Genomic DNA, 25087 nt, shown 5'->3' with positions numbered 1-25087 from the left:
AAAAATAATGAATGGATATTTTTGAGTATTTACAGCATGTTCCAGCCGATCAGCATATTCCACCACCACACGCCGAGGGTGATATGCACCAGGAAGGTTAATATCGTCAGAACCGCACCGACCAGCCACCAGGACTTAATGTCGTTATAGCCAACACCGAAGATAACTGGACCAGCCGCGCCGCCATAGTGAGTGACCATGCCGCCGTAAGAGTTGGAGAACAGCAGCGCCAGCGCAGTTAACATTAACGGTGCGCCGGAGACGTTCGCCAGCATGGCAAATACCGGCAACATAGCAACGATATAGGCGCTACCAGAAGCGAAGAAATAACGCACGATGATGCTAAGGAAAATAATGACAAAGAAGGCAACGTTGCCATGACCATCAAATGCCAGGTTATTTTTAAAGACTTCAGCTAACCATTCGAAGAATTTAACTTTTGATAATAAGGAGCTTAAACCGATAATACCGCCGTACCAGATTAAGGTATTCCAGCCGCCTTTATTTTTAACCACATCTTCCCAGGTAACGATACCCAGCAGCAGCATGGTTGCCATAACAACGATTGCCACAGTGGATTCATCAACCCCCAGAGACTTACTGAAAATCCAGCCCAGCAGCGCCAGCACAAAGACACCGAGCAGCATTTTTTCACGGATTTTCATCGGTCCCAGTTCGGCAAGGCCCGCTTTAGCGATGGTTTTGTTATCGACCTTTTTAATTTCTGGCGGATACATGGTGTAAATCACCAGAGGAGTGACCAGCAGCATAATGATGCCCGGTAAACCGGCTGCCAGCGCCCATCCACCCCAGCTAATTTGCAGGTGCAGAATGTCGTTGATCATTTTCAGCGCCAGAATGTTCCCCGCCATTGCGGTAAAGAACATGTAGCTGGTGGTTTTGGTGACCATGTAAATGGACATCATCAGGTAATGTCCAACACGACGCGGGCTTTTTTCCGGTTCGGACCCAAGAGCCACCGCCACGCTGTTGATGATCGGTAACACAATGCCGCCCGCACGCGCGGTGTTAGACGGTGTTGCCGGAGCCAGTACCAGATCGAGGAATACGGTAACGTAACCCAGTCCCAGGGTTGTGCTACCAATTTTACCAATCAGCAGATAGGCGATACGTTTACCTAAGCCGGTGGTAACAAACGCGGCGCTTAAGGTGAACGCCGAGAACACCAACCAGGTTGTACCGGAAGAGTAACCGCTTAATACAGCGGTGGTTTTAAATGCACCGTCGGATAAGTTACCCACGACCACCATCGAAGCGGCAACCGCAATTAACAGTACGACAGGTTCCGGGAATGGCTTAATAACCAGACCCACAATTGCCGCCAGGTAGATACCAAACAGTACCCACGCCAGTTCACTTAATCCTGCCGGAGCTGGCATAAAGCCAATAATACATGGGATCGCTAATATCAGAATTAGCTTCCATAACGATTTCTTATTCATTTAAAATCCTGTTCTTTCTGTATGACTCATACAGAAGTCCTTTATTGATTGTCCTTATCACGACAAAGAATTTTTTCAGGGAAGATAAACTTCACCGGAAAATATTTTTCTGGTCGTCCGAATAACAGATGCGCGTAACGTCGTGGCATCCTGACCTTCATTGCTTAAATGAACGTCAAGCGCACCACTGGGGTGTTCAATATTGATATTGCCGTATCCGACAGAAGGGACGATTTGTCGGGTGACGGTGCCTTCCAGCGCACAGCTACTGGAAATGGCAATAGCACCAGTTATCGCCAGCGCGCGATGGCAAGAATGGGGCATAAAATAACGCACATTGATTGCCCCGCCTTTCTGTGCTGGAGAAATAAGTACAGGTTTAGGGATAACCATATTACTGACATCGCCTAAGCCCATTGCTTTACCCGCTTGTAGACGGATAGATTCAATGCGGGCTAATAATGCTTTGTCGGCATCCAGTTCTGCTGGTAATTCATAGCCTGTTTTTCCCAGGTATTCAGCCGGAATAATAACGACTGGCATCGCCATATCGATACAAGTCACCGGGACATCGTCAAAATAATCAATCTGATTATCCGTCGGGAAAACTTTTCCGGTTTTTGTTCCGGCAGCATTCAGGAAAGTGAGCGCGACCGGCGCGGCTGTCCCTGGTACACCATCAATTCTGGCGCTACCCTCATACTCGACGACACCGTTTGGCGTTTGCACATCGGCTTCGATGAACGTGCCTGTATTGACGTTGCGAATACGCACGCGGGTGACCGGTGATGTCGCTGCAATCAAACCATTTTCAATGGCGAATGCCCCAACGCCAGATAACATATTGCCGCAGTTAGGTGTGGTATCGACACGTTGCTCATGGACGATTACCTGCGCAAACAAATAATCGACATCAGCACGAGAATCGCTGGAACGGCTAATAATGGCGACTTTACTGGTCAGCGGATTACCGCCGCCGATACCGTCAATTTCCAGATCATTACCGGAACCCATAATTTCCATCAATATTTTATCGCGCTGCGTTTGATCTTCAGGTAAATGTTCCGCTAACAGGAACGCGCCCCTCGAGGTTCCACCTCGCATCATCACGCAGGGTATTTTTTTCATAATAATGCCCTCAATTTAAAAACATAACTTATTGCGATATGGTTACATTAAGGGCAAAGCATCTCTAATGACTTTAGCTTCACGATTAATAACATTTTTTCATTAATTTAAGTGATTAAAAGGCAGTTAAACTGGTTTAACTGCAAATCACTAAAAAGCACCGCTTCCATTTTCCGGAGTAATAATGAAGCATGAGTTATCAAGTATGAAAGCATTTGTCACGCTGGCAGAGTCCAGTTCATTTAACAATGCTGCTAAATTACTTAATATTACGCAACCTGCATTAACGCGCAGAATAAAAAAGATGGAAGAGGATTTACATATTCAACTCTTTGAGCGTACAACTCGCAAGGTTACTTTAACAAAAGCGGGGAGAATGTTGCTTCCTGAGGCGCGGGAATTAATAAAAAAATTCGATGAAACACTGTTTAATATTCGCGACATGAATATTTATCATCGTGGTATGGTGACATTAGCGTGTATTCCTACCGCCGTGTTTTATTTCTTGCCGTTGGCAATTGGCAAATTTAATGAGCTATATCCCAATATTAAAGTGCGAATTCTGGAACAAGGCACGAATAATTGCATGGAATCGGTGCTGTGCAACGAATCGGACTTTGGCATAAACATGAACAACATCACAAATTCATCCATCGATTTTACGCCACTGGTCAACGAGCCGTTTGTGCTGGCCTGTCGGCGTGACCACCCATTAGCCAAAAAGCAGCTAGTGGAATGGCAGGAACTGGTAGGTTACAAAATGATTGGTGTGCGCTCCTCCAGCGGCAACCGACTGCTGATTGAGCAAAAATTGTCCGACAAACCCTGGAAGCTGGACTGGTTTTACGAAGTGCGTCATCTTTCGACGTCATTAGGACTGGTGGAAGCAGGACTGGGGATTTCGGCGCTTCCAGGTCTGGCAATGCCTCATGCGCCCTATTCTTCGATTATTGGTATCCCGCTGGTGGAACCCTTTATACGTCGGACATTGGGGATTATTCGTCGCAAAGATGCCGTGCTTTCTCCGGCTGCAGAACGCTTTTTTGCCTTGCTGATTAATTTGTGGACTGATGATAAAGACAATTTATGGACCAATATCGTCGAACGCCAGAGACATGCGTTACAGGAGATGGGGTAATACCCCGGCGCAGGAAATACTGCGCCGGGTAACTCAACGGTTAGTGTGCGTTCACCACCACCCACATCGGCCCCTGCCCGACCGCATAGCGACCTTTTTCATGCAGTAGCCCCTGCTCGCCGACAATTTCGTAAACTGAGATGTGGTGAGATTTTTGCCCGGCGGCAATCAGATACTTGCCACTGTGATCAACGTTAAAGCCGCGCGGCTGGGTTTCCGTTGGCTGGAAACCTTCTTTGCTCAACACGCTGCCATCTTCCGAAACGCTGAAAACGGTAATCAGACTGGCGGTACGGTCACAGGCGTATAAATGACGACCATCCGGAGTAATATGAATATCAGCCGCCCACCGGGTGTCGGAGAAGTTTTCCGGCATCATATCCAGCGTCTGTACGCATTCGATATTGCCGTGCGGATCTTTCAGTTCCCAGACATCCACTGAACTGTTTAACTCATTGACGCAATACGCATATTGTTCGTTTGGATGGAACACCATATGACGCGGCCCAGCGCCTTCAACGGTCGTCACTTCCGCCGGGTCCTGCGCCACCAGATGACCATCATCGCTGAGCGTAAACAGGCAGATGCGATCCTGCTTTAATGCCGGAACCCACAGCGTGCGGTTATCCGGTGAGATATTGGCGGAATGGCAGCCGTCCAGCCCCTCGACCACATCGACGACGCCCACTGGCAGGCCATCTTCCAGTCGCGTTACGCTCACGTTACCCGCATTGTAAGAACCTACAAAGACAAACTGTCCCTGGTGATCGGTAGAAATATGCGTCGGGCTACCCGGCAGCGCCGACTCTGCGGCGAATGTCAGAGCACCGTCGTCCGGGGCGATACGATACGCCAGGACGCGAAACTCAGGGCGAACGCCAACGTAGAGATAACGTTTGTCCGGGCTGACCACCATCGGCTGCACCTGCCCCGGCACATCAACAACCTGCGTCAGCGTCAGTGCGCCTTCATGATTCAGGTTCCAGACGTGAATTTGCTGGCTCTCAGGGCTGGCGATATAAACTGTTTGCTTCATGAATGCTCCTTTGCATTTAGCAACTGACTGTAACAGCTAAAATTAGTCGCTTTTGGCGGTGAATGCTGAATTAAAGCGCAGAATTTTGTCCGATAGTGGTATCGGTGTACCATTCGCTTAGACGAAAATTCTTAACCTTAATCTGGAAAACGCCATGACCACACGCGTGATTGCTCTCGACTTAGACGGCACCTTATTGACCCCGAAAAAGACCCTGCTTCCCTCATCTATAGAAGCACTGGCTCGCGCTCGCGAAGCTGGCTATCAATTGATTATCGTCACGGGTCGCCATCACGTCGCTATTCATCCTTTTTATCAGGCGCTGGCGCTGGATACACCTGCTATTTGCTGTAACGGCACCTATTTGTATGATTATCATGCAAAAACCGTGCTTGAAGCCGATCCAATGCCTGTTAATAAAGCCCTGCAACTCATTGAGATGCTGAATGAACACCACATTCACGGCCTGATGTATGTCGATGATGCAATGGTGTATGAACACCCGACCGGGCATGTTATTCGTACTTCTAACTGGGCGCAAACCCTGCCGCCAGAACAGCGTCCGACCTTTACCCAGGTTGCCTCGCTGGCCGAGACGGCACAAGAAGTTAAGGCGGTGTGGAAGTTCGCCCTGACGCACGATGACCTGCCGCGATTGCAGCATTTTGGTAAGCATGTTGAACATGAATTAGGACTGGAGTGCGAATGGTCCTGGCACGATCAAGTTGATATTGCACGCGGCGGCAACAGCAAAGGTAGACGCCTGACGAAATGGATTGAGGCACAAGGCTGGTCGATGGATGATGTGATTGCGTTTGGCGATAACTTTAATGATATCAGTATGCTGGAAGCCGCCGGGACGGGTGTAGCGATGGGCAACGCCGATGACGCAGTAAAAGCGCGCGCCAACATTGTGATTGGGGATAACACCACCGACAGCATTGCCCAGTTCATTTATAGCCACCTGATTTAATCAGGCGGTTATCGACACACTTTTAATTTGCGCGTACAGCCACAGGCCAGGTCTGATTGCCAGTTCATCCCTGGCCCACGGGCTAATACGCGCCCACAGCGTTTTACCACCGACTTCCAGTTCGACTTCCACCTGACCGTTGTCGTCATAGCTATTAACAACTTTTGCGCGCAACACGTTACGAATGCTGGTTTGCTGCGGAGGCTGTAAAACCAGCGAGACATCGGAAGCCTGAATGCGAATACGTAGCGCAGCTTGTAACGGCTCGTCCAGCTTATTGACCCACAAATGCTGATCGCCCAGCGCCAGCGCGGTCATTGCGTAATGCGGATGATGCTCCAGTATCGACACTTTCAGAATGCTACTTTGTTGCTCTTTCGGCAGCCACGGATTCATCACGCTGCTGCCCCATACCTCTTCCAGCGCGCCAAAGGCTTTCACCTGACCGTTTTCCAGCACCATCACTCTGTCTGCCAGATGGAGGATCTCATCCAGAGAATGGCTGACATACAACATAGGAACGTTAATTTCCCGCGTCAGACGTTGCAGATAAGGCAACAGTTCGCGTTTACGCGGAATATCCAGTGATGCCAGTGGTTCATCCAGCAACAGCAATTCCGGCGCCGTCAGCAATGCCCGACCAATCGCCACACGCTGTTTTTCGCCACCGGACAGGCTGCCCGGTAAACGTTCAAGTAACGGTTCAATGCCTAAAAGCGCCACCAGCTTGTCGAACTGATCGACCATGCTTTTCGCCATGCCGTAGCGCAGATTGCCACGCACTTTGTAATGCGGAAACAGCCGCGCATCCTGAAACACATAGCCAACGCGACGCTTTTCTGGCGTCAGACAGATACCTTTTTCGGCGTCATTTAGTACCCGACCATTGAGGACAATCCGCCCTTTTTGCGGACGTGTCAGTCCACTGATGGCGTTAATCAGCGAGGTTTTTCCGGCACCGGAGACGCCAAAGATAGCAGTGATGCCGTTGGCGGGCAGCGTTTCATTAATGGTCAGGCAATGGTTGCCCAACGTCTGGGAAAAATTCAGTTCCAGCATGATTAGCGCCCCGCCCGCTCACGGCTGATTCTGGCCAGCCATTCTGAAATCAGCAAGGAGATCATCGCCAGCGCAATAGAGATGATGCAAAGTCTCGCCGCACCGCTTTCCCCGCCGGGGGTCTGGATCAGGGTATACATGGCCGAAGGAATGGTTCGCGTTTCACCAGGAATGTTAGAAACAAAGGTGATGGTTGCACCAAATTCACCGAGCGAACGAGCGAAAGCCAGCACCGTACCGACAATAATTCCCGGCAAAGTCAGCGGTAACGTGATGGTAAAGAAAACACGCCAGCGCCCAGCCCCGAGTGTTCTTGCGGCCTGTTCCAGTTTGACATCAACGCCTTCCAGCGCCAGACGAATTGCCCGCACCATCAGCGGAAAAGACATGACGGCGGCAGCGAGAACCGCGCCGCGCCAGCTAAAGGCGAAGGTAATGCCAAACCAGTCATACAGGCGTTCACCGATAAATCCGCGCCGTCCCATAGAAACTAACAGCAAGTAGCCGACGACTACTGGCGGTAACACCAGCGGTAGATGCAGCACGCTGTCGAGCAGAGCTTTGCCCGGAAACGTGCAACGCACCAGTAACCAGGCAAAAAAGATCCCAAACGGCAGGCTAAACAGCACAGCCAGGGAAGAAACTTTCAGGCTTAGTAAAACCGCCTGCCATTCTGGATCGGTCAGTATCATTACTTAGTTGTAAATCCGTAACGTTTAAAGATTTCCGCAGCCTGCGGTCCCTTCAGATAATCGTAAAATGCTTTCACTGTCGCATTGTTATGCCCTTCCACGACGGCAACCGGATATTCCACTTTTTTATGCGAATCTTCCGGGAAAGTGGCTACTACTTTAACCCCTTTGCTGGCAACCGCGTCAGAACCGTAAACAATGCCCAGCGGTGCTTCATTGCGTTCAACCAGCGCCAGCGCCCCACGAACATCTTCCGCCGGAGCCAGTTTTGGGGAGAGCGTATCCCATGCGCCCAGTTTTTGCAGTGCTTCTTTCGCATAAATACCAGCGGGGACATGTTCCGGATCGCCAACCGCCAGGCGACCGCCATTCAGCAGCGAAGTCCAGTTGGTTTTGCTGTCGATGGTGAAATCTTTCTGTGCACTGGTTTTCGGTGCTACAACGACCAGGCTATTGCCGAGCAATGTCTGACGCGTGGCAGTGTCGATCGCTTTTTTATCAACCGCATAATCCATCCATTTCTGATCGGCAGAAATAAACAGATCCGCAGGCGCGCCCGCTTCAATCTGACGGGCCAGGGTAGAAGACGAGGCAAAAGAAGAAACGACGTCCACGCCTTTCTCTTTTTTATACTGCGTAGCGATGTCCTGCATTGCGTTGGTCAGTGATGCTGCCGCAAAAACTGTAATCTTCCCTTCGTCTGCCAGCGCATTGCCTGCAAGAGTTAAAGAGAGCGCCGCTCCGGCAAACAAGTTCAACCATTTACGAGCCATTGGTAACCCCTTCATGTAACGTTATGTAGGCAACAATATAACGACTGATTCAGAATTTTCCCAGCAGTTATTGTTAACCTTTGAGAGGTAGCTAGAAAAAATATCGGCAGGAAAAGCAGGAAGTTGAGAAAAAAGAAAATGCCCGACTAAGCGGGCATTCAGGGAATCAATGATTTTGTCCGGGCTGGTCTTTTTTACCAACACCAGAAAAGATGTTGAATACTTCACCAAGACCGTAAATCAGACCCAGGATGATGGCCATCACGACAGGTACCATGATTACGGCGAATACCAGACTTTTTAATAACTCTAACATGGTCAACTCCAGATATAGTCCTGTCACTATTCTAACCGCTAAGCACAGAAAAGCACTCCCCTTTTGTGCGGTCAGCTTTGCGTGGCGTTCGTTTTCCGTCACAATAAGACTTTTGCCAGGACATTGTTATGCAGGCCGAAATCCTTCTCACCCTTAAGCTTCAACAAAAGCTATTTGCCGACCCACGCCGCATTTCGCTACTAAAACACATTGCCCTTTCCGGTTCTATCAGCCAGGGGGCGAAAGATGCCGGTATCAGCTATAAAAGCGCCTGGGATGCCATTAACGAGATGAATCAGTTAAGCGAACATACGCTGGTTGAACGTGCTACAGGAGGAAAAGGTGGCGGTGGCGCGGTACTGACCCGCTATGGCCAGCGGCTGATTCAGCTCTATGACCTCCTGGCGCAGATCCAGCAAAAAGCCTTTGATGTGTTAAGTGACGACGACGCCCTGCCGCTGAACAGCCTGCTGGCAGCTATCTCACGTTTTTCACTGCAGACCAGCGCCCGTAACCAGTGGTTCGGCACCATCACCGCCCGCGATCACGATGACGTTCAACAGCATGTTGATGTCCTACTGGCTGATGGTAAAACACGATTAAAAGTCGCGATTACCGCGCAAAGCGGCGCGCGTCTGGGTCTGGATGAAGGCAAAGAAGTATTGATACTGCTGAAAGCGCCGTGGGTAGGTATTACTCAGGACGAGGCGGTCGCACAAAACGCCGACAACCAATTGCCGGGCATTATTAGTCATATTGAGCGCGGCGCGGAGCAGTGCGAAGTATTAATGGCGCTACCCGACGGGCAAACCCTGTGCGCCACGGTGCCGGTAAATGAAGCGGCTTCTCTTGAGCAAGGGCAGAATGTCACGGCCTACTTTAATGCCGACAGCGTGATTATCGCCACGCTGTGCTAAGCGTGTTGACAATTTGTTATGAAACACGTATCCCTGTCAGTAATCGCTGCAAAAAATGGGATATAAAATGTCATCGTTGCAAATTTTGCAAGGCACGTTTCGTCTTAGCGACACAAAAACGCTGCAATTGTCTCAGCTAACGTTAAATGCGGGTGATAGTTGGGCGTTTGTCGGTTCAAATGGCAGCGGGAAGTCGGCGCTGGCTCGCGCGCTGGCGGGGGAACTTCCGCTTTTGAAAGGTGAACGGCAAAGCCAGTTTTCCCACATCACTCGTCTCTCCTTCGAGCAATTGCAAAAGCTCGTCAGCGACGAATGGCAGCGGAATAATACCGATATGCTTAGTCCTGGCGAAGATGACACCGGGCGTACCACGGCTGAGATCATTCAGGATGAAGTTAAAGATGCACAGCGTTGTTTGCAACTGGCGCAGCAGTTCGGTATTACCGCCCTCCTCGACCGACGATTTAAATACCTTTCCACTGGCGAGACGCGTAAAACCCTGCTCTGTCAGGCGCTGATGTCGGAGCCTGACTTGTTGATTCTTGATGAACCGTTCGATGGCCTTGACGTTGCCTCACGTCAGCAGCTGGCTGAGCTACTCGCCTCGTTACATCAGTCCGGTATTACTCTGGTACTGGTGCTCAATCGCTTCGATGAGATCCCGGAATTTGTCCAGTTTGCCGGAGTGCTGGCGGATTGCACGTTAGCAGAAACGGGCGCTAAAGAGGAACTGCTTCAGCAAGCTCTCGTCGCGCAACTGGCGCACAGCGAGCGACTTGAAGGTGTGCAACTGCCGGAGCCGGATGAGCCTTCAGCGCGTCACGCCTTACCCGCCAACGAACCGCGCATTGTGCTGAACAATGGTGTGGTTTCTTATAACGATCGCCCCATTCTTAACAACCTTAGCTGGCAGGTGAATCCTGGCGAGCACTGGCAAATTGTCGGGCCAAATGGCGCAGGAAAATCGACGTTATTAAACCTGATCACGGGCGATCATCCGCAAGGTTACAGCAACGATTTAACGCTGTTTGGTCGGCGTCGCGGCAGCGGTGAAACCATCTGGGATATCAAAAAGCATATCGGTTACGTCAGCAGTAGTTTGCATCTGGATTACCGCGTCAGCACCACTGTGCGTAATGTGATCCTTTCTGGCTATTTTGATTCGATTGGCATTTATCAGGCCGTTTCGGATCGCCAGCACAAACTGGTGCAGCAGTGGCTGGATATTCTCGGCATTGATAAACGCACCACAGACGCCCCTTTCCATAGCCTTTCCTGGGGGCAACAGCGTCTGGCATTGATCGTCCGCGCACTGGTGAAACATCCGACGTTGCTTATTCTTGATGAACCATTGCAAGGGCTTGATCCGCTGAATCGCCAGCTTATCCGTAGATTTGTTGATGTGCTGATTAGCGAAGGTGAAACGCAGTTGTTGTTTGTTTCGCACCACGCTGAAGATGCGCCTGCCTGTATTACCCATCGTCTGGAGTTCGTGCCAGACGGTGACCTCTATCGTTATGCGCTTACCAAAATAAATTGAGTGACTGTGCCGGATGCGGCGTGAAAGCCTTATTCGGCCTACGGTTTAACGCATCCAGGCATGAAACCGCGTCTTTTTTTCAGATAAAAAGCGCAATCATTCATAAACCCTCTATTTTATAATCAATTAATCGCACATAAAAAATGGCTAAATTCTTGTGTAAACGATTCCACTAATTTATTCCATGTCACACTTTTCGCATCTTTGTTATGCTATGGTTATTTCATACCATAAGCCTAATGGAGCGAATTATGAGAGTTCTGGTTACCGGTGGTAGCGGTTACATTGGAAGTCATACCTGCGTGCAATTACTGCAAAACGGTCATGATGTCATCATTCTTGATAACCTCTGTAACAGTAAGCGCAGCGTACTGCCTGTTATCGAGCGTTTAGGCGGCAAACATCCAACGTTTGTTGAAGGCGATATCCGTAACGAAGCGTTGATGACCGAGATCCTGCACGATCACGCTATCGACACCGTGATCCACTTCGCCGGGCTGAAAGCCGTTGGCGAATCGGTACAAAAACCGCTGGAATATTACGACAACAATGTCAACGGTACTCTGCGCCTGATTAGCGCCATGCGCGCCGCTAACGTCAAAAACTTTATTTTTAGCTCCTCCGCCACCGTCTATGGCGATCAGCCCAAAATTCCATACGTTGAAAGCTTCCCGACCGGCACACCGCAAAGCCCTTATGGCAAAAGCAAACTGATGGTGGAACAGATCCTCACCGACCTGCAAAAAGCCCAGCCGGACTGGAGCATTGCCCTGCTGCGCTACTTCAACCCGGTTGGCGCGCATCCGTCGGGCGATATGGGCGAAGATCCGCAAGGCATTCCGAATAACCTGATGCCATACATCGCCCAGGTTGCTGTAGGCCGTCGCGACTCACTGGCGATTTTTGGTAACGATTATCCGACCGAAGACGGTACTGGCGTACGCGATTACATCCACGTAATGGATCTGGCGGACGGTCACGTCGTGGCGATGGAAAAACTGGCGAACAAGCCTGGCGTACACATCTACAACCTCGGCGCAGGCGTAGGCAGCAGCGTGCTGGACGTGGTTAATGCCTTCAGCAAAGCCTGCGGCAAACCGGTTAATTACCATTTTGCACCGCGTCGCGAAGGCGACCTTCCGGCCTACTGGGCGGATGCCAGCAAAGCCGACCGTGAACTGAACTGGCGCGTAACGCGCACACTCGATGAAATGGCGCAGGACACCTGGCACTGGCAGTCACGCCATCCACAGGGATATCCCGATTAAGGAACGACCATGACGCAATTTAATCCCGTTGATCATCCACATCGCCGCTACAACCCGCTCACCGGGCAATGGATTCTGGTTTCACCGCACCGCGCTAAGCGCCCCTGGCAGGGGGCGCAGGAAACGCCAGCCCAACAGGTGTTACCTGCGCACGATCCAGATTGCTTCCTCTGCGCAGGTAATGTGCGGGTGACAGGCGATAAAAACCCCGATTACACCGGGACTTACGTTTTCACTAATGACTTTGCGGCCTTGATGTCTGACACGCCAGATGCGCCAGAAAGCAACGATCCGCTGATGCGTTGCCAGAGCGCGCGCGGCACCAGCCGGGTGATCTGCTTTTCGCCGGATCACAGTAAAACGTTGCCAGAACTGAGCGTTGCGGCATTGACGGAAATCGTCAAAACCTGGCAGGAGCAAACTGCAGAACTGGGGAAAACGTACCCATGGGTGCAGGTCTTTGAAAACAAAGGTGCGGCGATGGGCTGCTCTAACCCGCATCCGCACGGACAGATTTGGGCAAATAGCTTCCTGCCTAACGAAGCTGAGCGCGAAGACCGCCTGCAAAAAGAATATTTTGCCGAGCAGAAATCGCCAATGCTGGTGGATTATGTTCAGCGCGAGCTGGCAGACGGTAGCCGTACCGTTGTCGAAACCGAACACTGGTTAGCCGTTGTGCCTTACTGGGCTGCCTGGCCGTTCGAAACGCTACTGCTGCCCAAAGCCCACGTATTACGGATCACCGATTTGACCGACGCCCAGCGCAACGATCTGGCGTTGGCGTTGAAAAAGCTGACCAGTCGTTATGACAACCTCTTCCAGTGCTCCTTCCCCTACTCTATGGGCTGGCACGGTGCGCCATTTAATGGCGAAGAGAATCAACACTGGCAGCTGCACGCGCACTTTTATCCGCCTCTGTTGCGCTCTGCCAGCGTACGTAAATTTATGGTTGGTTATGAAATGCTGGCAGAGACCCAGCGAGACCTGACCGCAGAACAGGCAGCAGAGCGTTTGCGCGCAGTCAGCGATATCCATTTTCGCGAATCCGGAGTGTAAGAAATGAGTCTGAAAGAAAAAACACAATCTCTGTTTGCCAACGCATTTGGCTACCCTGCCACTCACACCATTCAGGCGCCTGGCCGCGTGAATTTGATTGGTGAACACACCGACTACAACGACGGTTTCGTTCTGCCCTGCGCGATTGATTATCAAACCGTGATCAGTTGTGCGCCACGCGATGACCGTAAAGTTCGCGTAATGGCAGCCGATTATGAAAATCAGCTCGACGAGTTTTCCCTCGATGCGCCCATTGTCGCGCATGAAAACTATCAATGGGCGAACTACGTTCGTGGCGTGGTGAAACATCTGCAACTGCGTAACAATAGCTTCGGCGGTGTGGACATGGTGATTAGCGGCAATGTGCCGCAGGGTGCCGGGTTAAGTTCTTCCGCCTCACTGGAAGTGGCGGTCGGAACCGTATTGCAGCAGCTTTATCATCTGCCGCTGGACGGCGCACAAATCGCGCTTAACGGTCAGGAAGCAGAAAACCAGTTTGTTGGCTGTAACTGCGGGATCATGGATCAGCTGATTTCCGCGCTGGGCAAGAAAGATCATGCCTTGCTGATCGATTGCCGCTCACTGGGCACCAAAGCAGTCTCCATGCCGAAAGGTGTGGCTGTGGTCATCATCAACAGTAACTTCAAACGTACCCTAGTTGGCAGCGAATACAACACCCGTCGTGAACAGTGCGAAACCGGTGCTCGTTTCTTCCAGCGGCCAGCCCTACGCGATGTCACCATTGAAGAATTCAACGCCGTAGCGCATGAACTGGATCCGATCGTGGCGAAACGCGTGCGTCATATCCTGACCGAAAACGCCCGTACCGTTGAAGCTGCCAGCGCGCTGGAGCAAGGCGACCTGAAGCGTATGGGCGAGCTGATGGCGGAGTCTCATGCCTCTATGCGCGATGATTTCGAAATCACCGTGCCGCAAATTGACACTCTGGTAGAAATCGTAAAAGCTGTGATTGGCGACAAAGGTGGCGTACGCATGACCGGTGGCGGATTTGGCGGCTGTATCGTCGCGCTGATCCCGGAAGAGCTGGTGCCTGCCGTACAGCAAGCTGTCGCTGAACAATATGAAGCAAAAACAGGCATTAAAGAGACTTTTTACGTGTGTAAACCATCACAAGGAGCAGGACAGTGCTGAACGAAACTCCCGCACTGGCACCCGATGGTCAGCCGTACCGACTGTTAACTTTGCGTAACAACGCAGGGATAGTAGTCACGCTGATGGACTGGGGTGCGACTTTACTTTCAGCCCGTATTCCGCTTTCCGATGGCAGCGTCCGCGAGGCGCTGCTTGGCTGCGCCAGCCCTGAATGCTACCAGGATCAGGCTGCGTTTCTGGGAGCCTCTATTGGTCGTTATGCCAACCGTATCGCCAATAGCCGTTATACCTTTGACGGTGAAACCGTAACGCTTTCGCCAAGTCAGGGCGTTAACCAGTTGCATGGCGGCCCGGAAGGGTTCGACAAACGTCGCTGGCAGATTGTGAACCAGAACGATCGTCAGGTACTGTTTGCCCTGACTTCAGAAGATGGCGATCAGGGCTTTCCGGGGAATCTCGGCGCGACGGTTCAGTATCGTCTGACCGACGATAACCGTATCTCTATTACCTATCGCGCCACAGTTGATAAACCTTGCCCGGTGAATATGACTAACCACGTCTATTTCAACCTCGACGGCGAGCAGTCTGACGTGCGCAATCACAAACTGCAGATTCTGGCGGACGAATATCTGCCCGTTGATGAAGGCGGCATTCCGCACGACGGCCTGAAATCTGTCGCCGGGACGTCTTTTGATTTCCGCAGCGCCAAAATCATCGCCAGTGAGTTCCTTGCCGACGACGATCAGCGCAAAGTGAAAGGTTACGATCACGCGTTCTTGTTGCAGGCCAAAGGTGATGGCAAGAAAGTGGCAGCGCATGTCTGGTCAGCAGATGAAAAATTGCAGCTGAAGGTCTACACCACCGCTCCGGCTCTGCAATTTTACTCCGGTAACTTCCTCGGCGGTACGCCGTCACGGGGAACCGAACCTTACGCCGACTGGCAAGGACTGGCGCTGGAAAGCGAATTTCTGCCAGACAGTCCGAACCACCCTGAATGGCCGCAGCCGGACTGCTTCCTGCGCCCTGGCGAAGAGTATTCCAGCCTGACGGAATATCAGTTTATTGCTGAATAATTTTAAGCCCTCGTGATGAGGGCTTTATCCTCATATTGCTCAAATCACCAGCAAACACCGACATATTTGCAACTCAATATTCACAACAACCTTACACTGCGACACTATTTTCGCTATGGTTATGCGTAAGCATTGCTGTTGCTTCGTCACGGCAATATAATGAGAATTATTATCATTTAATAATGATTTGAGGAGTAAGTATATGGCTGTAACTAAGCTAGTTCTGGTTCGTCATGGCGAAAGTCAGTGGAACAAAGAAAACCGTTTCACCGGTTGGTACGACGTGGATCTGTCTGAGAAAGGCGTAAGCGAAGCAAAAGCAGCAGGTAAGTTGCTGAAAGAGGAAGGTTACAGCTTTGACTTTGCTTACACCTCGGTGCTGAAACGCGCTATCCATACTCTGTGGAATGTGCTGGACGAACTGGATCAGGCATGGCTGCCCGTTGAGAAATCCTGGAAACTGAACGAACGTCACTACGGTGCGTTGCAGGGTCTGAACAAAGCAGAAACCGCTGAAAAGTATGGCGACGAGCAGGTGAAACAGTGGCGTCGTGGTTTTGCGGTGACTCCGCCGGAGCTGACTAAAGATGATGAGCGTTATCCGGGTCACGATCCGCGTTACGCGAAGCTGAGCGAGAAAGAACTACCGCTGACTGAAAGTCTGGCGCTGACCATTGACCGCGTGATCCCTTACTGGAATGAAACCATTCTGCCGCGTATGAAGAGCGGTGAGCGCGTGATCATCGCCGCTCATGGGAACTCCCTGCGTGCACTGGTGAAATATCTCGACAACATGAGCGAAGAAGAGATTCTTGAGCTGAATATCCCGACTGGCGTGCCGCTGGTGTATGAGTTCGACGAGAATTTCAAACCGCTGAAACGCTACTATCTGGGTAATGCTGACGAGATCGCAGCGAAAGCAGCGGCGGTGGCTAACCAGGGTAAAGCGAAGTAAACGTCATTCGTTTAAAAATGAGAAAGCCGACTGCAAGTGAGTCGGCTTTTTTGTTGCTAACAATGGAGCACATTGCCTGATGCGACGCTGCGCGTCTTATCATGCCTACGGTGATTAATCGGATACGCCACTCTGGCGGTGCATCCGACAATTAAACCTTACCCGCGACGCGCTTTTACTGCATTCGCCAGTTGACGTAACAGAGCATCGGTATCTTCCCAGCCGATGCAGGCATCGGTGATGCTCTTGCCATAGGCCAGCGGCTCACCGCTTTCCAGACTCTGGTTCCCTTCCGCCAGGTGGCTTTCAACCATCACGCCGATAATAGCTTTTTCGCCACCGGCAATTTGCTGGCAAACGTCAGCGCAAACTTCCATCTGCTTTTTGAACTGTTTGGACGAATTTGCATGGCTGAAATCGATCATCACCTGCGCCGGTAAACCCGCCTTGTTCAGCCCTTCTTTCACTTCAGCAACGTGTTTCGCACTGTAGTTAGGCTCTTTACCGCCGCGCAGAATGATATGGCAATCACCGTTACCGCTGGTATTCACAATTGCTGAATGCCCCCATTTCGTTACGGACAGGAAGCAGTGCGGCGCACCGGCGGCATTAATAGCATCGATAGCCACTTTAATCGTACCATCGGTGCCATTTTTAAAACCTACCGGACAAGAAAGCCCTGATGCCAGTTCGCGATGCACCTGCGATTCGGTTGTACGTGCGCCAATTGCGCCCCAGCTCATCAGGTCAGCGAGATACTGCGGGGTAATCATATCCAGAAACTCACCCGCTGCAGGCAGGCCGCTGTCGTTAATATCAAGCAGCAATTTACGGGCAATGCGCAAACCGTCGTTGATCTGGAAGCTGTTATCCATATGCGGATCGTTGATCAGCCCTTTCCAGCCCACCGTGGTGCGCGGCTTTTCAAAATAGACGCGCATAACGATTTCCAGCTCGTCTTTAAGCTCTTCCCGCAGCGCCAACAAGCGAGTGGCATACTCTTTAGCAGCTACCGGATCATGAATTGAGCAAGGACCAATCACCACTAACAGGCGATCATCATTACCTTTCAGGATCTTATGGATCGCTTTTCGGGCATGGGCAACCGTATTCGCGGCATTTTCGGTAGCGGGGAATTTTTCCAGCAGTGCGACAGGTGGAAGTAACTCTTTGATTTCTTTGATACGTAAATCGTCGTTCTGATAATTCATGTCTGTTCCAGTGTTGCCATACTTATCTTAGTGAATGCAATCCCTCCAATCTATATCTTCCGTCAGAATGTGTAAACGGGGTTTTACACTATGAACGGATTAATCCTGGAATTAGCAAGAAAAACGCCAGATTGTCGCGAATAACGAGATCTGACCTACAATTTCTAACTGTAACTTCTCTGTTTATTAATTTTTTCAAGATTCTCTGCTGGATTTATTCTTCTGGCTGAAATCTTAAACCATTACCTGATATTCACCTGCAAATGCACTGTTGGAAGAGGTTATCCGACATAACGACCATAACAGGAGCATCCTATGAAAATGACAAAACTGGCCACACTTTTTCTGACTGCCACTCTAAGCCTTGCCAGCGGTGCCGCACTGGCCGCCGATAGCGGAGCGCAAACTAATAACGGCCAGGCAAACGCCGCAGCTGATGCGGGCCAGGTAGCCCCGGACGCCCGTGAAAATGTCGCACCAAATAACGTCGACAATAACGGGGTAAATACCGGTTCTGGCGGCACAATGTTGCATCCGGATGGTTCTTCAATGAACAATGACGGCATGACCAAAGATGAAGAGCACAAAAATACGATGTGCAAAGATGGTCGCTGCCCGGACATTAATAAAAAAGTACAAACTGGTGATGGCATCAATAATGATGTCGATACCAAAACCGACGGTACCACGCAGTAATCTGCCAAAAAGCCAATACCGGGAGAGCAGAGTCTCTCCCTTTTAATTTTTCCCCTCTAAAAGCGGTATGATGTCATAAAGTTAAGTGAGATTAATTAAGGGATGACTCGTCATGGCGCACTCACACTCACACACATCTTCACACCTGCCAGAAGATAATAATGCTCGTCGCTTGTTGTATGCTTTCGGCGTGACCGCCGGGTTTATGCTGGTTGAGGTTATTGGCGGTTTTCTCTCAGGTTCTCTGGCGTTGCTGGCCGATGCGGGACATATGCTTACCGATACTGCTGCCCTGCTTTTTGCCCTACTCGCCGTGCAATTTTCACGTCGTCCTCCCACCATTCGCCACACTTTCGGTTGGCTAAGATTGACCACGCTCGCGGCGTTTGTGAATGCCATCGCCCTGGTGGTGATTACCATTTTGATTGTCTGGGAGGCGATAGAACGTTTTCGCACGCCGCGTCCGGTGGAAGGCGGCATGATGATGACGATTGCCGTAGCTGGGCTGCTGGCTAATATACTTTCTTTCTGGTTACTTCATCACGGTAGTGAAGAGAAAAACCTTAACGTGCGCGCAGCAGCACTGCATGTACTGGGAGATCTGCTGGGTTCGGTTGGTGCTATCGTTGCCGCGTTGATTATTATCTGGACCGGCTGGACGCCTGCTGACCCCATTCTCTCGATACTGGTGTCGCTTCTGGTTCTGCGCAGCGCGTGGCGATTATTGAAAGATAGCGTGAATGAATTACTTGAAGGGGCGCCGGTGTCGCTGGATATCGCTGAACTGAAGCGTCGTATGTGCCGGGAAATCCCGGAAGTCCGCAATGTGCACCATGTACACGTGTGGATGGTGGGTGAAAAGCCAGTAATGACGCTGCATGTGCAGGTGATCCCGCCACACGATCATGACGCGTTGTTGGATACGATCCAACATTATCTGATGGATCACTATCAGATTGAGCACGCCACCATTCAGATGGAATATCAACCTTGTCATGGGCCAGACTGCCACCTTAATGAAGGAGTGTCTGGCCATTCACATCATCACCATTAATGAGATAGCGCGCGTGAACCTCTTTCGCGTGCGCTGTTGATCCACATCCGGCTGCCGTTAAGAGCAATAAACGTCAGGATCAGATACTCCAGCGACATGGCATAGACGCCCTGCAAGGCGAAAATCACCACGCTTATCACGTTAATGATGACCCACAATAACCAGTTTTCGACATATTTGCGCGTCATCAGAATCATTGCCACGATGGATAGTACCATCATGCAGGAATCCCAGAACGGGAAGGCGTCCGGTTGTAGTTCCGGCATCGCAACCTGTAAACCTAACGCCTGCATAATAGTGACTGCAACACGTGTCAGGAAAGCAAATACCGGATTGATAAATACCGTCATCAGGCCGATAGCAGCAACGCAAACCGCCAGCCAGGTTAACGCTTTAGGTAATGGCAGCCAGCGAATTTTTAACTCAGCTTCATGCTGACTGGTTTGTCGTGACCAGGCATACCAACCGTAAATGTTGGCGGCAAAGAAAAACACCTGTAGCAACAAGCTGGCATATAATTGAATTTGAAAGAAAATAATGCCAAACAGGGTGACGTTGATCAAGCCAAAAAAGTAGTTGCTGATTTTCTCCATACTGGCAAGGCCAATGCACAGTAACCCTGCGATCGTCCCTACCGCTTCGATCCATGAAAGATCGTAACCACCAGCGCCGATCGGTATATGAACCAGAATGTTCTGTGTGCTAAAAAAATCCATCTTTCCCCCAATGCGTAACATGACGCCTTATTGTCAGTTTCCTCGAAGTGTAGCCGCAAAATCCAGCATACGATTAAGCGGCACCAGCGCCCTCTCTCGCAGCCTTTCATCAACATGTACCTCGTGTTTGCTTTCTCCCTGTTCTAATGCCTCTGCGATGGCCTGAAGGCCATTCATGGCCATCCACGGACAATGCGCGCAGCTGCGGCAGGTTGCGCCCTCACCTGCGGTTGGTGCTTCCAGTAACTCTTTGTCTGGCACCGCCTGCTGCATTTTGTAGAAGATACCCCGGTCAGTTGCCACAATAAGGCGCTGATGCGGCAATGTTTTCGCAGCATTGATCAACTGACTTGTGGAGCCGACCGCATCCGCCATATCGACAATAGCTTGTGGTGATTCCGGATGCACCAGTATGGCTGCATCAGGGTATTGTTTTTGTAAGCGGGTTAACGCCTGAGTCTTAAACTCATCATGCACAATGCAGGCGCCTTGCCAGCATAAAATATCTGCGCCCGTCTGTTTTTGTACGTAACGACCCAGATGTTTGTCTGGTGCCCAGATGAGTTTTTCACCCAGACTATCCAGATGATCAATGAGTTCAACAGCAATACTTGAAGTTACCACCCAGTCTGCGCGCGCTTTTACCGCAGCAGAAGTGTTAGCGTAGACCACAACAGTACGATCGGGATGGGCATCACAAAATGCGTTAAATTCTTCAATTGGGCAGCCGAGATCCAGTGAACATTCAGCCTGAAGTGTCGGCATCAGAATTGTCTTTTCCGGGCTGAGAATTTTGGCGGTTTCTCCCATAAATCTCACCCCGGCTACGAGTAGCGTTGAAGCGGGATGTTTGGCACCAAAGCGCGCCATTTCTAAAGAATCAGAAATACAGCCGCCAGTTTCTTCCGCCAGCTGTTGAATTTCGGGATCGGTATAGTAGTGGGCGACCATCACCGCATTACGTTCTTTTAGCAGACGTTTTATTTTCTCGCGATAATACGCTTTTTCATCAATGCTTAACGGTGTCGGCTTCGGGGGGAAAGGATAAATCGCCGCTTCAGGATCAAACATCACGCTCATCTTGCCATCTCGTTTTACAGGCTTAACATTTAGACCGACATAAAGCGTAATATTCGCCACTATCGGTTTAATTTGTTTTATATGCTAAACAAGATAGCCGAATGGTGGAGAAAAGTCACTCGAATTACGTATGAGATGCCGGATGCGATGCTATGTAGCTTACTCCACCGACGTAGAGTTGTTTGCACAGCAAGCACGAAGTATGTCATCAGGTTTAAGAATTGAAATTGAGGGATGCTTGAATAGCAAAAAGGCACCTTTAGGGTGCCTTTTTACATTGGTGGGTCGTGCAGGATTCGAACCTGCGACCAATTGATTAAAAGTCAACTGCTCTACCAACTGAGCTAACGACCCCTTGCGGGATTATGCTGCTTTAATCATTCAGGATGGTGGGTCGTGCAGGATTCGAACCTGCGACCAATTGATTAAAAGTCAACTGCTCTACCAACTGAGCTAACGACCCATACGGGTGTTACCTGAAAGATTTTTACTCGGTGCCAATATTAAAATTGGTGGGTCGTGCAGGATTCGAACCTGCGACCAATTGATTAAAAGTCAACTGCTCTACCAACTGAGCTAACGACCCGAGTGGTGGGTGATGACGGGATCGAACCGCCGACCCCCTCCTTGTAAGGGAGGTGCTCTCCCAGCTGAGCTAATCACCCGATATTACGCTGGATACTACAAACTATTTCCACCTAACCCACCGTAATTAGTGGTGGGTCGTGCAGGATTCGAACCTGCGACCAATTGATTAAAAGTCAACTGCTCTACCAACTGAGCTAACGACCCGGTGGTGGGTGATGACGGGATCGAACCGCCGACCCCCTCCTTGTAAGGGAGGTGCTCTCCCAGCTGAGCTAATCACCCGATACTACGCTGGATACTACTTAAAGTGGTGGGTCGTGCAGGATTCGAACCTGCGACCAATTGATTAAAAGTCAACTGCTCTACCAACTGAGCTAACGACCCACTTTTGCGTTGCTTTCGGTTTGTTTGATATCCCGTGGCAACGGCGGCATATATTACTGATTTCAGATTTGAGCGCAACAAAAATTTCGATGTAGATCACTCAACTGCTTATGATTCGCACGACACGACCAGAAATAATGCGACTTCTGGTCGTGTGTTATGCATTACATCGCGTTCAGACGTTTTTGCGCCTGTTTAGCGCCATCAGTACCAGGGTATTTACTGATAACCTGCTGGTACACGGCTTTCGCTTTCGCGGTGTCACCTTTATCCTGCATGATGACGCCGACTTTAAACATCGCATCCGCAGCCTTCGGTGACTTCGGATAGTTTTTCACCACCGAAGCAAAATAGTACGCCGCATCATCTTTCTTACCCTTGTTGTAGTTTAACTGACCCAGCCAATAATTGGCGTTTGGCAGGTAAGTTGAATCAGGGTAATTTTTGATGAAATTCTGAAATGCCACCATCGCGTCATCCTGGCGGGATTTATCCTGTACCAGCGCAATAGCTGCATTGTAATCAGTGTTTGCATCGCCGCTTTTCACCGGCGCGCCAGCATTCGCAGTACCTGCATCAGCTGTTGGCGTCGTTGATGCCGCAGCACCGCTTTGATCGCCGCTGGTTGATTGCGCCGCTGCACCACCGCTGCTGAGGCTATCGATCTGCAACAGGATCTGCTTTTGCCGCTCCACGACCTGATTCAATTGATACTGATTTTCCTGAATCTGACCACGCAGGGAGTCAATATCGGACTGATTATCAGAGAGTTGTTGCTGGAGTTGGGTTAAAAGCTGGCTGTGAGCATTAGAAATACGCTCAAGTTGAGTGACGCGGTCTTCGACCGAGCCTGAGCCGACACTACTGATTGGTGCCTGAGCAAAAGCGGCCCAAGGGGCCGCTATACCAACCAGTAACGACAGACTCAATAGTTGATGTCTGAAGTTACTGCTCATGCAATTCTCTTAGTAAACCAGTACCGCACGACGGTTTTTGGAGTATGCCGCTTCGTCATGACCCAGTACTGCAGGTTTTTCTTTACCGTAAGAAACGATGGAGATCTGGTCTGCAGAAACGCCTTTACCCTGCAGGTACATCTTAACGGCGTTCGCACGACGTTCACCCAGGGAGATGTTGTATTCCGGAGTACCACGTTCGTCCGCGTGACCTTCTACGGTGACTTTGTAAGACGGGTTGCTACGCAGGAAGTTTGCGTGTGCATCCAGCATTTGAGCGAAGTCAGAACGGATATCGTACTTGTCCAGATCGAAGTAAACGATGTTGTTCTGCTGCAGCTGTTGCATTTGCAGACGAGCCTGCTCTTCGGAAGACATATTGCCGTTGCTGCCGTTCGCATCCATACCAGTGCCGGCACCCAGCATGCCTTCGCTGCCGTCATTGCTGGCGTTCTTGTTGGAAGAACATGCCGCAATTGCCATAACAGGCAGAGCAATCATCAGCCCTTTCAGCACTTTGTTCAGTTGCATTTCAATGATTCCTTTACTATTCAATTAATTATTATCACAGATACGGCGACCAGGCAGGGAATTTGACCTGTCCATCAGTTGCCGGAAGACGCGCTTTGAAACGCCCATCTGTAGAAACCAAATTCAGCACGGATCCCATCCCCTGAGAAGAGCTGTAGATTACCATAGTGCCGTTAGGTGCCAGACTTGGCGTTTCATCCAGGAACGTTGACGACAGTACTTGTACGCCTCCCGTTACCAGATCTTGTTTGGCAATGTGCTGCTGCCCACCATTGGAGCTGACCATTACCATAAACTTACCGTCGCTGCTGACATCCGCATCCTGGTTCTGCGAACCTTCCCAGGTAATACGTTGTGGCGCACCGCCGTTGATATTCACTTTATAAACCTGCGGACGACCGGCCTGGTCAGAAGTAAATGCCAGGTTCTGGCTGTCCGGGAACCAGGTCGGTTCGGTGTTGTTGCTGCGACCGTCAGTCACCTGACGAATCTGACCAGAAGCCAAATCCATTACGTACAGGTTCAGGCTACCAGTTTTCGACAGAGCGAATGCCAGCTTGCTGCCGTCTGGCGAGAATGCAGGCGCACCGTTATGACGCGGGAATGAAGCCACCTGACGTACAGCGCCATTTGCCAGCGTCTGAATAACCAGCGCGGAACGACCGCTTTCGAAGGTGACATATGCCAGTTTAGAACCATCTGGTGACCACGCAGGAGACATCAGCGGCTGCGGTGAGCGATGAACCACAAACTGGTTGTAACCGTCATAGTCAGATACGCGCAGTTCATACGGGAACTGACCTCCGTTGGTCTGAACAACGTAGGCAATTCGGGTACGGAACGCACCTTTAATGCCGGTCAGTTTTTCAAACACTTCATCACTGGCGGTATGACCAGCATAACGCAGCCATTGCTTGTTAACTTTATAGGAGTTCTGAGCAAGTACAGTACCCGGCGCACCGCCGGTATCAACCAGCTGATAAGCAACATTGTAAGAGCCGTCAGGATTTGGAGTGACCTGACCTACAACGACAGCATCAATGCCCAGCGCAGACCATGCAGCAGGTTGAACTTCCTGCGCACTACCCGGCTGCTGTGGCAGACGAGCGCGATCTAACGGATTAAATTTACCGCTGTTACGCAAGTCAGCAGCAACGATGCCACCAATATCTTCGGGTGCCGCGCCAGGCCCTGCCCACTGGAAAGGAACTACACCAATAGGACGACCGGAATCTACACCGCTGTCGATCACAATGCGGACTTCAGCGTGCAGAACTGATGCCCACAGTATGAGAAAACCAAATGCTACTCGTAATGCCTGCTTCATCATATCTCCCTTATCTGGACAGATAGCCCACGATAATTTAGCAG

24 protein-coding genes and 7 tRNA genes are annotated in these 25087 nt (G+C 50.6%); 11 read left to right on the top strand and 20 right to left on the bottom strand.

The window, feature by feature from the left end; translation table 11 throughout:
- Positions 1-29: 29 nt before the first annotated feature.
- Positions 30-1463 (bottom strand): anion permease, encoded by a 1434-nt coding sequence (locus tag C3D30_RS06160; protein WP_001036486.1) that lies wholly within the window; start codon positions 1461-1463, stop codon positions 30-32.
- A 75-nt stretch (positions 1464-1538) separates the two neighbouring features.
- Positions 1539-2591 carry a 4-oxalomesaconate tautomerase gene (locus C3D30_RS06155; protein ID WP_105286602.1) on the bottom strand — a complete coding sequence of 351 codons (1053 nt, stop codon included), beginning with the start codon at positions 2589-2591 and terminating at the stop codon, positions 1539-1541.
- 184 nt (positions 2592-2775) lie between these two features.
- Here C3D30_RS06155 and C3D30_RS06150 point away from each other — a divergent pair, with 184 nt between their 5' ends.
- On the top strand, positions 2776-3729 hold the full coding sequence (locus C3D30_RS06150; protein ID WP_105286601.1) for a LysR family transcriptional regulator: 954 nt from the start codon (positions 2776-2778) through the stop codon (positions 3727-3729).
- Positions 3730-3769: 40 nt separating this feature from the next.
- On the opposite strand, the gene pgl is transcribed toward C3D30_RS06150, so the two are convergent.
- Positions 3770-4765 (bottom strand): 6-phosphogluconolactonase, encoded by a 996-nt coding sequence (pgl, locus tag C3D30_RS06145; RefSeq protein ID WP_000815423.1) that lies wholly within the window; start codon positions 4763-4765, stop codon positions 3770-3772.
- A gap of 154 nt (positions 4766-4919) precedes the next feature.
- Between pgl and ybhA the strand changes: the two genes are divergently transcribed.
- Positions 4920-5738, top strand: a complete 819-nt coding sequence (gene ybhA, locus C3D30_RS06140; RefSeq protein ID WP_000213423.1) for a bifunctional pyridoxal phosphate/fructose-1,6-bisphosphate phosphatase — start codon at positions 4920-4922, stop codon at positions 5736-5738.
- Here ybhA and modC read toward each other — a convergent pair whose 3' ends face one another.
- The 4 genes from modC to acrZ all read right to left on the bottom strand — a co-directional run bounded on the left by modC (position 5739) and on the right by acrZ (position 8578).
- Positions 5739-6797, bottom strand: coding sequence for a molybdenum ABC transporter ATP-binding protein ModC (gene modC / locus C3D30_RS06135; protein ID WP_000891689.1), 1059 nt, complete (start codon positions 6795-6797; stop codon positions 5739-5741).
- A 2-nt stretch (positions 6798-6799) separates the two neighbouring features.
- Complete coding sequence (gene modB / locus C3D30_RS06130) at positions 6800-7489, bottom strand: molybdate ABC transporter permease subunit (protein ID WP_000604034.1); 690 nt, start codon at positions 7487-7489, stop codon at positions 6800-6802.
- Positions 7489-8262, bottom strand: a complete 774-nt coding sequence (gene modA / locus C3D30_RS06125; protein WP_000113011.1) for a molybdate ABC transporter substrate-binding protein — start codon at positions 8260-8262, stop codon at positions 7489-7491. The genes modB and modA overlap by 1 nt, the downstream gene beginning before the upstream one ends.
- Positions 8263-8428: 166 nt before the next feature.
- Complete coding sequence (gene acrZ / locus C3D30_RS06115; RefSeq protein ID WP_000891515.1) at positions 8429-8578, bottom strand: multidrug efflux pump accessory protein AcrZ; 150 nt, start codon at positions 8576-8578, stop codon at positions 8429-8431.
- 128 nt (positions 8579-8706) lie between these two features.
- Between acrZ and modE the strand changes: the two genes are divergently transcribed.
- The 7 genes from modE (at position 8707) to gpmA (ending at position 16500) form a co-directional block, all read left to right on the top strand.
- Entirely contained in the window at positions 8707-9495 is a 789-nt protein-coding gene (modE, locus tag C3D30_RS06110) for a molybdenum-dependent transcriptional regulator (protein ID WP_001147450.1), read from the top strand.
- A gap of 67 nt (positions 9496-9562) precedes the next feature.
- Positions 9563-11035, top strand: coding sequence for a molybdate ABC transporter ATP-binding protein ModF (gene modF / locus C3D30_RS06105; RefSeq protein ID WP_105286600.1), 1473 nt, complete (start codon positions 9563-9565; stop codon positions 11033-11035).
- 251 nt (positions 11036-11286) lie between these two features.
- Positions 11287-12303, top strand: coding sequence for a UDP-glucose 4-epimerase GalE (gene galE, locus C3D30_RS06100; protein WP_001265443.1), 1017 nt, complete (start codon positions 11287-11289; stop codon positions 12301-12303).
- Positions 12304-12312: 9 nt separating this feature from the next.
- The gene (gene galT / locus C3D30_RS06095) at positions 12313-13359 is read left to right on the top strand and encodes a galactose-1-phosphate uridylyltransferase (RefSeq protein ID WP_105286599.1); all 1047 of its coding nucleotides are present in this window, start codon (positions 12313-12315) and stop codon (positions 13357-13359) included.
- A gap of 3 nt (positions 13360-13362) precedes the next feature.
- Positions 13363-14511: a galactokinase gene (gene galK / locus C3D30_RS06090; protein WP_000053421.1), complete on the top strand. Its 1149-nt coding sequence runs from the start codon at positions 13363-13365 to the stop codon at positions 14509-14511.
- Positions 14505-15545: a galactose-1-epimerase gene (galM, locus tag C3D30_RS06085; RefSeq protein ID WP_105286598.1), complete on the top strand. Its 1041-nt coding sequence runs from the start codon at positions 14505-14507 to the stop codon at positions 15543-15545. The genes galK and galM overlap by 7 nt, the downstream gene beginning before the upstream one ends.
- Positions 15546-15747: 202 nt before the next feature.
- Positions 15748-16500, top strand: a complete 753-nt coding sequence (gene gpmA / locus C3D30_RS06080; protein ID WP_001295305.1) for a 2,3-diphosphoglycerate-dependent phosphoglycerate mutase — start codon at positions 15748-15750, stop codon at positions 16498-16500.
- 158 nt (positions 16501-16658) lie between these two features.
- On the opposite strand, the gene aroG is transcribed toward gpmA, so the two are convergent.
- Complete coding sequence (aroG, locus tag C3D30_RS06075) at positions 16659-17711, bottom strand: 3-deoxy-7-phosphoheptulonate synthase AroG (protein ID WP_001109203.1); 1053 nt, start codon at positions 17709-17711, stop codon at positions 16659-16661.
- 315 nt (positions 17712-18026) lie between these two features.
- Here aroG and C3D30_RS06065 point away from each other — a divergent pair, with 315 nt between their 5' ends.
- Both C3D30_RS06065 and zitB read left to right on the top strand, forming a co-directional pair.
- A complete protein-coding gene (locus C3D30_RS06065) occupies positions 18027-18407 on the top strand; it encodes a YbgS-like family protein (RefSeq protein WP_000784348.1) in 381 nt (126 codons plus the stop codon).
- Positions 18408-18519: 112 nt separating this feature from the next.
- Positions 18520-19461, top strand: coding sequence for a CDF family zinc transporter ZitB (gene zitB, locus C3D30_RS06060; RefSeq protein WP_105286597.1), 942 nt, complete (start codon positions 18520-18522; stop codon positions 19459-19461).
- Here the strand turns inward: zitB and pnuC are convergent.
- The 12 genes from pnuC to tolB form a co-directional block, all read right to left on the bottom strand.
- Positions 19458-20177 (bottom strand): nicotinamide riboside transporter PnuC, encoded by a 720-nt coding sequence (pnuC, locus tag C3D30_RS06055; protein ID WP_105286596.1) that lies wholly within the window; start codon positions 20175-20177, stop codon positions 19458-19460. The two genes, zitB and pnuC, sit on opposite strands and share 4 nt — an antisense overlap.
- Before the next feature lie 33 nt (positions 20178-20210).
- Positions 20211-21257: a quinolinate synthase NadA gene (gene nadA / locus C3D30_RS06050; protein WP_000115322.1), complete on the bottom strand. Its 1047-nt coding sequence runs from the start codon at positions 21255-21257 to the stop codon at positions 20211-20213.
- A 278-nt stretch (positions 21258-21535) separates the two neighbouring features.
- Positions 21536-21611: transfer RNA gene (locus C3D30_RS06045), tRNA-Lys, on the bottom strand.
- Between the two features lie 33 nt (positions 21612-21644).
- Positions 21645-21720: transfer RNA gene (locus C3D30_RS06040), tRNA-Lys, on the bottom strand.
- A 47-nt stretch (positions 21721-21767) separates the two neighbouring features.
- Positions 21768-21843: transfer RNA gene (locus C3D30_RS06035), tRNA-Lys, on the bottom strand.
- 3 nt (positions 21844-21846) lie between these two features.
- Positions 21847-21922: transfer RNA gene (locus tag C3D30_RS06030), tRNA-Val, on the bottom strand.
- A 51-nt stretch (positions 21923-21973) separates the two neighbouring features.
- Positions 21974-22049 (bottom strand) — tRNA-Lys (locus C3D30_RS06025).
- Between the two features lie 2 nt (positions 22050-22051).
- Positions 22052-22127: transfer RNA gene (locus C3D30_RS06020), tRNA-Val, on the bottom strand.
- A gap of 26 nt (positions 22128-22153) precedes the next feature.
- A tRNA-Lys gene (locus tag C3D30_RS06015) sits at positions 22154-22229 on the bottom strand.
- A gap of 164 nt (positions 22230-22393) precedes the next feature.
- Positions 22394-23185, bottom strand: coding sequence for a cell division protein CpoB (gene cpoB / locus C3D30_RS06010; RefSeq protein ID WP_000097569.1), 792 nt, complete (start codon positions 23183-23185; stop codon positions 22394-22396).
- 9 nt (positions 23186-23194) lie between these two features.
- Positions 23195-23716 carry a peptidoglycan-associated lipoprotein Pal gene (gene pal / locus C3D30_RS06005; RefSeq protein ID WP_010352216.1) on the bottom strand — a complete coding sequence of 174 codons (522 nt, stop codon included), beginning with the start codon at positions 23714-23716 and terminating at the stop codon, positions 23195-23197.
- 34 nt (positions 23717-23750) lie between these two features.
- The gene (tolB, locus tag C3D30_RS06000) at positions 23751-25043 is read right to left on the bottom strand and encodes a Tol-Pal system beta propeller repeat protein TolB (protein ID WP_010352214.1); all 1293 of its coding nucleotides are present in this window, start codon (positions 25041-25043) and stop codon (positions 23751-23753) included.
- Positions 25044-25087 lie beyond the last annotated feature (44 nt).

This window comes from Escherichia sp. MOD1-EC5433 (assembly GCF_002966005.1).
GTDB classification, from domain to species: domain Bacteria; phylum Pseudomonadota; class Gammaproteobacteria; order Enterobacterales; family Enterobacteriaceae; genus Escherichia; species Escherichia ruysiae.
The sequence above is the reverse complement of the archived record's forward strand: the minus strand, read 5'-3'. Positions and strand labels throughout refer to the sequence as shown.

Excerpts from the sequence above, each read along its gene's own strand:
- C3D30_RS06160 (WP_001036486.1), bottom strand. The coding sequence starts at position 1,463 with ATGAATAAGAAATCGTTATGGAAGCTAATTCTGATATTAGCGATCCCA.
- C3D30_RS06155 (WP_105286602.1), bottom strand. The coding sequence starts at position 2,591 with ATGAAAAAAATACCCTGCGTGATGATGCGAGGTGGAACCTCGAGGGGC.
- C3D30_RS06150 (WP_105286601.1), top strand. The coding sequence starts at position 2,776 with ATGAAGCATGAGTTATCAAGTATGAAAGCATTTGTCACGCTGGCAGAG.
- pgl (WP_000815423.1), bottom strand. The coding sequence starts at position 4,765 with ATGAAGCAAACAGTTTATATCGCCAGCCCTGAGAGCCAGCAAATTCAC.
- ybhA (WP_000213423.1), top strand. The coding sequence starts at position 4,920 with ATGACCACACGCGTGATTGCTCTCGACTTAGACGGCACCTTATTGACC.
- modC (WP_000891689.1), bottom strand. The coding sequence starts at position 6,797 with ATGCTGGAACTGAATTTTTCCCAGACGTTGGGCAACCATTGCCTGACC.
- modB (WP_000604034.1), bottom strand. The coding sequence starts at position 7,489 with ATGATACTGACCGATCCAGAATGGCAGGCGGTTTTACTAAGCCTGAAA.
- modA (WP_000113011.1), bottom strand. The coding sequence starts at position 8,262 with ATGGCTCGTAAATGGTTGAACTTGTTTGCCGGAGCGGCGCTCTCTTTA.
- acrZ (WP_000891515.1), bottom strand. The coding sequence starts at position 8,578 with ATGTTAGAGTTATTAAAAAGTCTGGTATTCGCCGTAATCATGGTACCT.
- modE (WP_001147450.1), top strand. The coding sequence starts at position 8,707 with ATGCAGGCCGAAATCCTTCTCACCCTTAAGCTTCAACAAAAGCTATTT.
- modF (WP_105286600.1), top strand. The coding sequence starts at position 9,563 with ATGTCATCGTTGCAAATTTTGCAAGGCACGTTTCGTCTTAGCGACACA.
- galE (WP_001265443.1), top strand. The coding sequence starts at position 11,287 with ATGAGAGTTCTGGTTACCGGTGGTAGCGGTTACATTGGAAGTCATACC.
- galT (WP_105286599.1), top strand. The coding sequence starts at position 12,313 with ATGACGCAATTTAATCCCGTTGATCATCCACATCGCCGCTACAACCCG.
- galK (WP_000053421.1), top strand. The coding sequence starts at position 13,363 with ATGAGTCTGAAAGAAAAAACACAATCTCTGTTTGCCAACGCATTTGGC.
- gpmA (WP_001295305.1), top strand. The coding sequence starts at position 15,748 with ATGGCTGTAACTAAGCTAGTTCTGGTTCGTCATGGCGAAAGTCAGTGG.
- aroG (WP_001109203.1), bottom strand. The coding sequence starts at position 17,711 with ATGAATTATCAGAACGACGATTTACGTATCAAAGAAATCAAAGAGTTA.
- C3D30_RS06065 (WP_000784348.1), top strand. The coding sequence starts at position 18,027 with ATGAAAATGACAAAACTGGCCACACTTTTTCTGACTGCCACTCTAAGC.
- zitB (WP_105286597.1), top strand. The coding sequence starts at position 18,520 with ATGGCGCACTCACACTCACACACATCTTCACACCTGCCAGAAGATAAT.
- pnuC (WP_105286596.1), bottom strand. The coding sequence starts at position 20,177 with ATGGATTTTTTTAGCACACAGAACATTCTGGTTCATATACCGATCGGC.
- nadA (WP_000115322.1), bottom strand. The coding sequence starts at position 21,257 with ATGAGCGTGATGTTTGATCCTGAAGCGGCGATTTATCCTTTCCCCCCG.
- cpoB (WP_000097569.1), bottom strand. The coding sequence starts at position 23,185 with ATGAGCAGTAACTTCAGACATCAACTATTGAGTCTGTCGTTACTGGTT.
- pal (WP_010352216.1), bottom strand. The coding sequence starts at position 23,716 with ATGCAACTGAACAAAGTGCTGAAAGGGCTGATGATTGCTCTGCCTGTT.
- tolB (WP_010352214.1), bottom strand. The coding sequence starts at position 25,043 with ATGAAGCAGGCATTACGAGTAGCATTTGGTTTTCTCATACTGTGGGCA.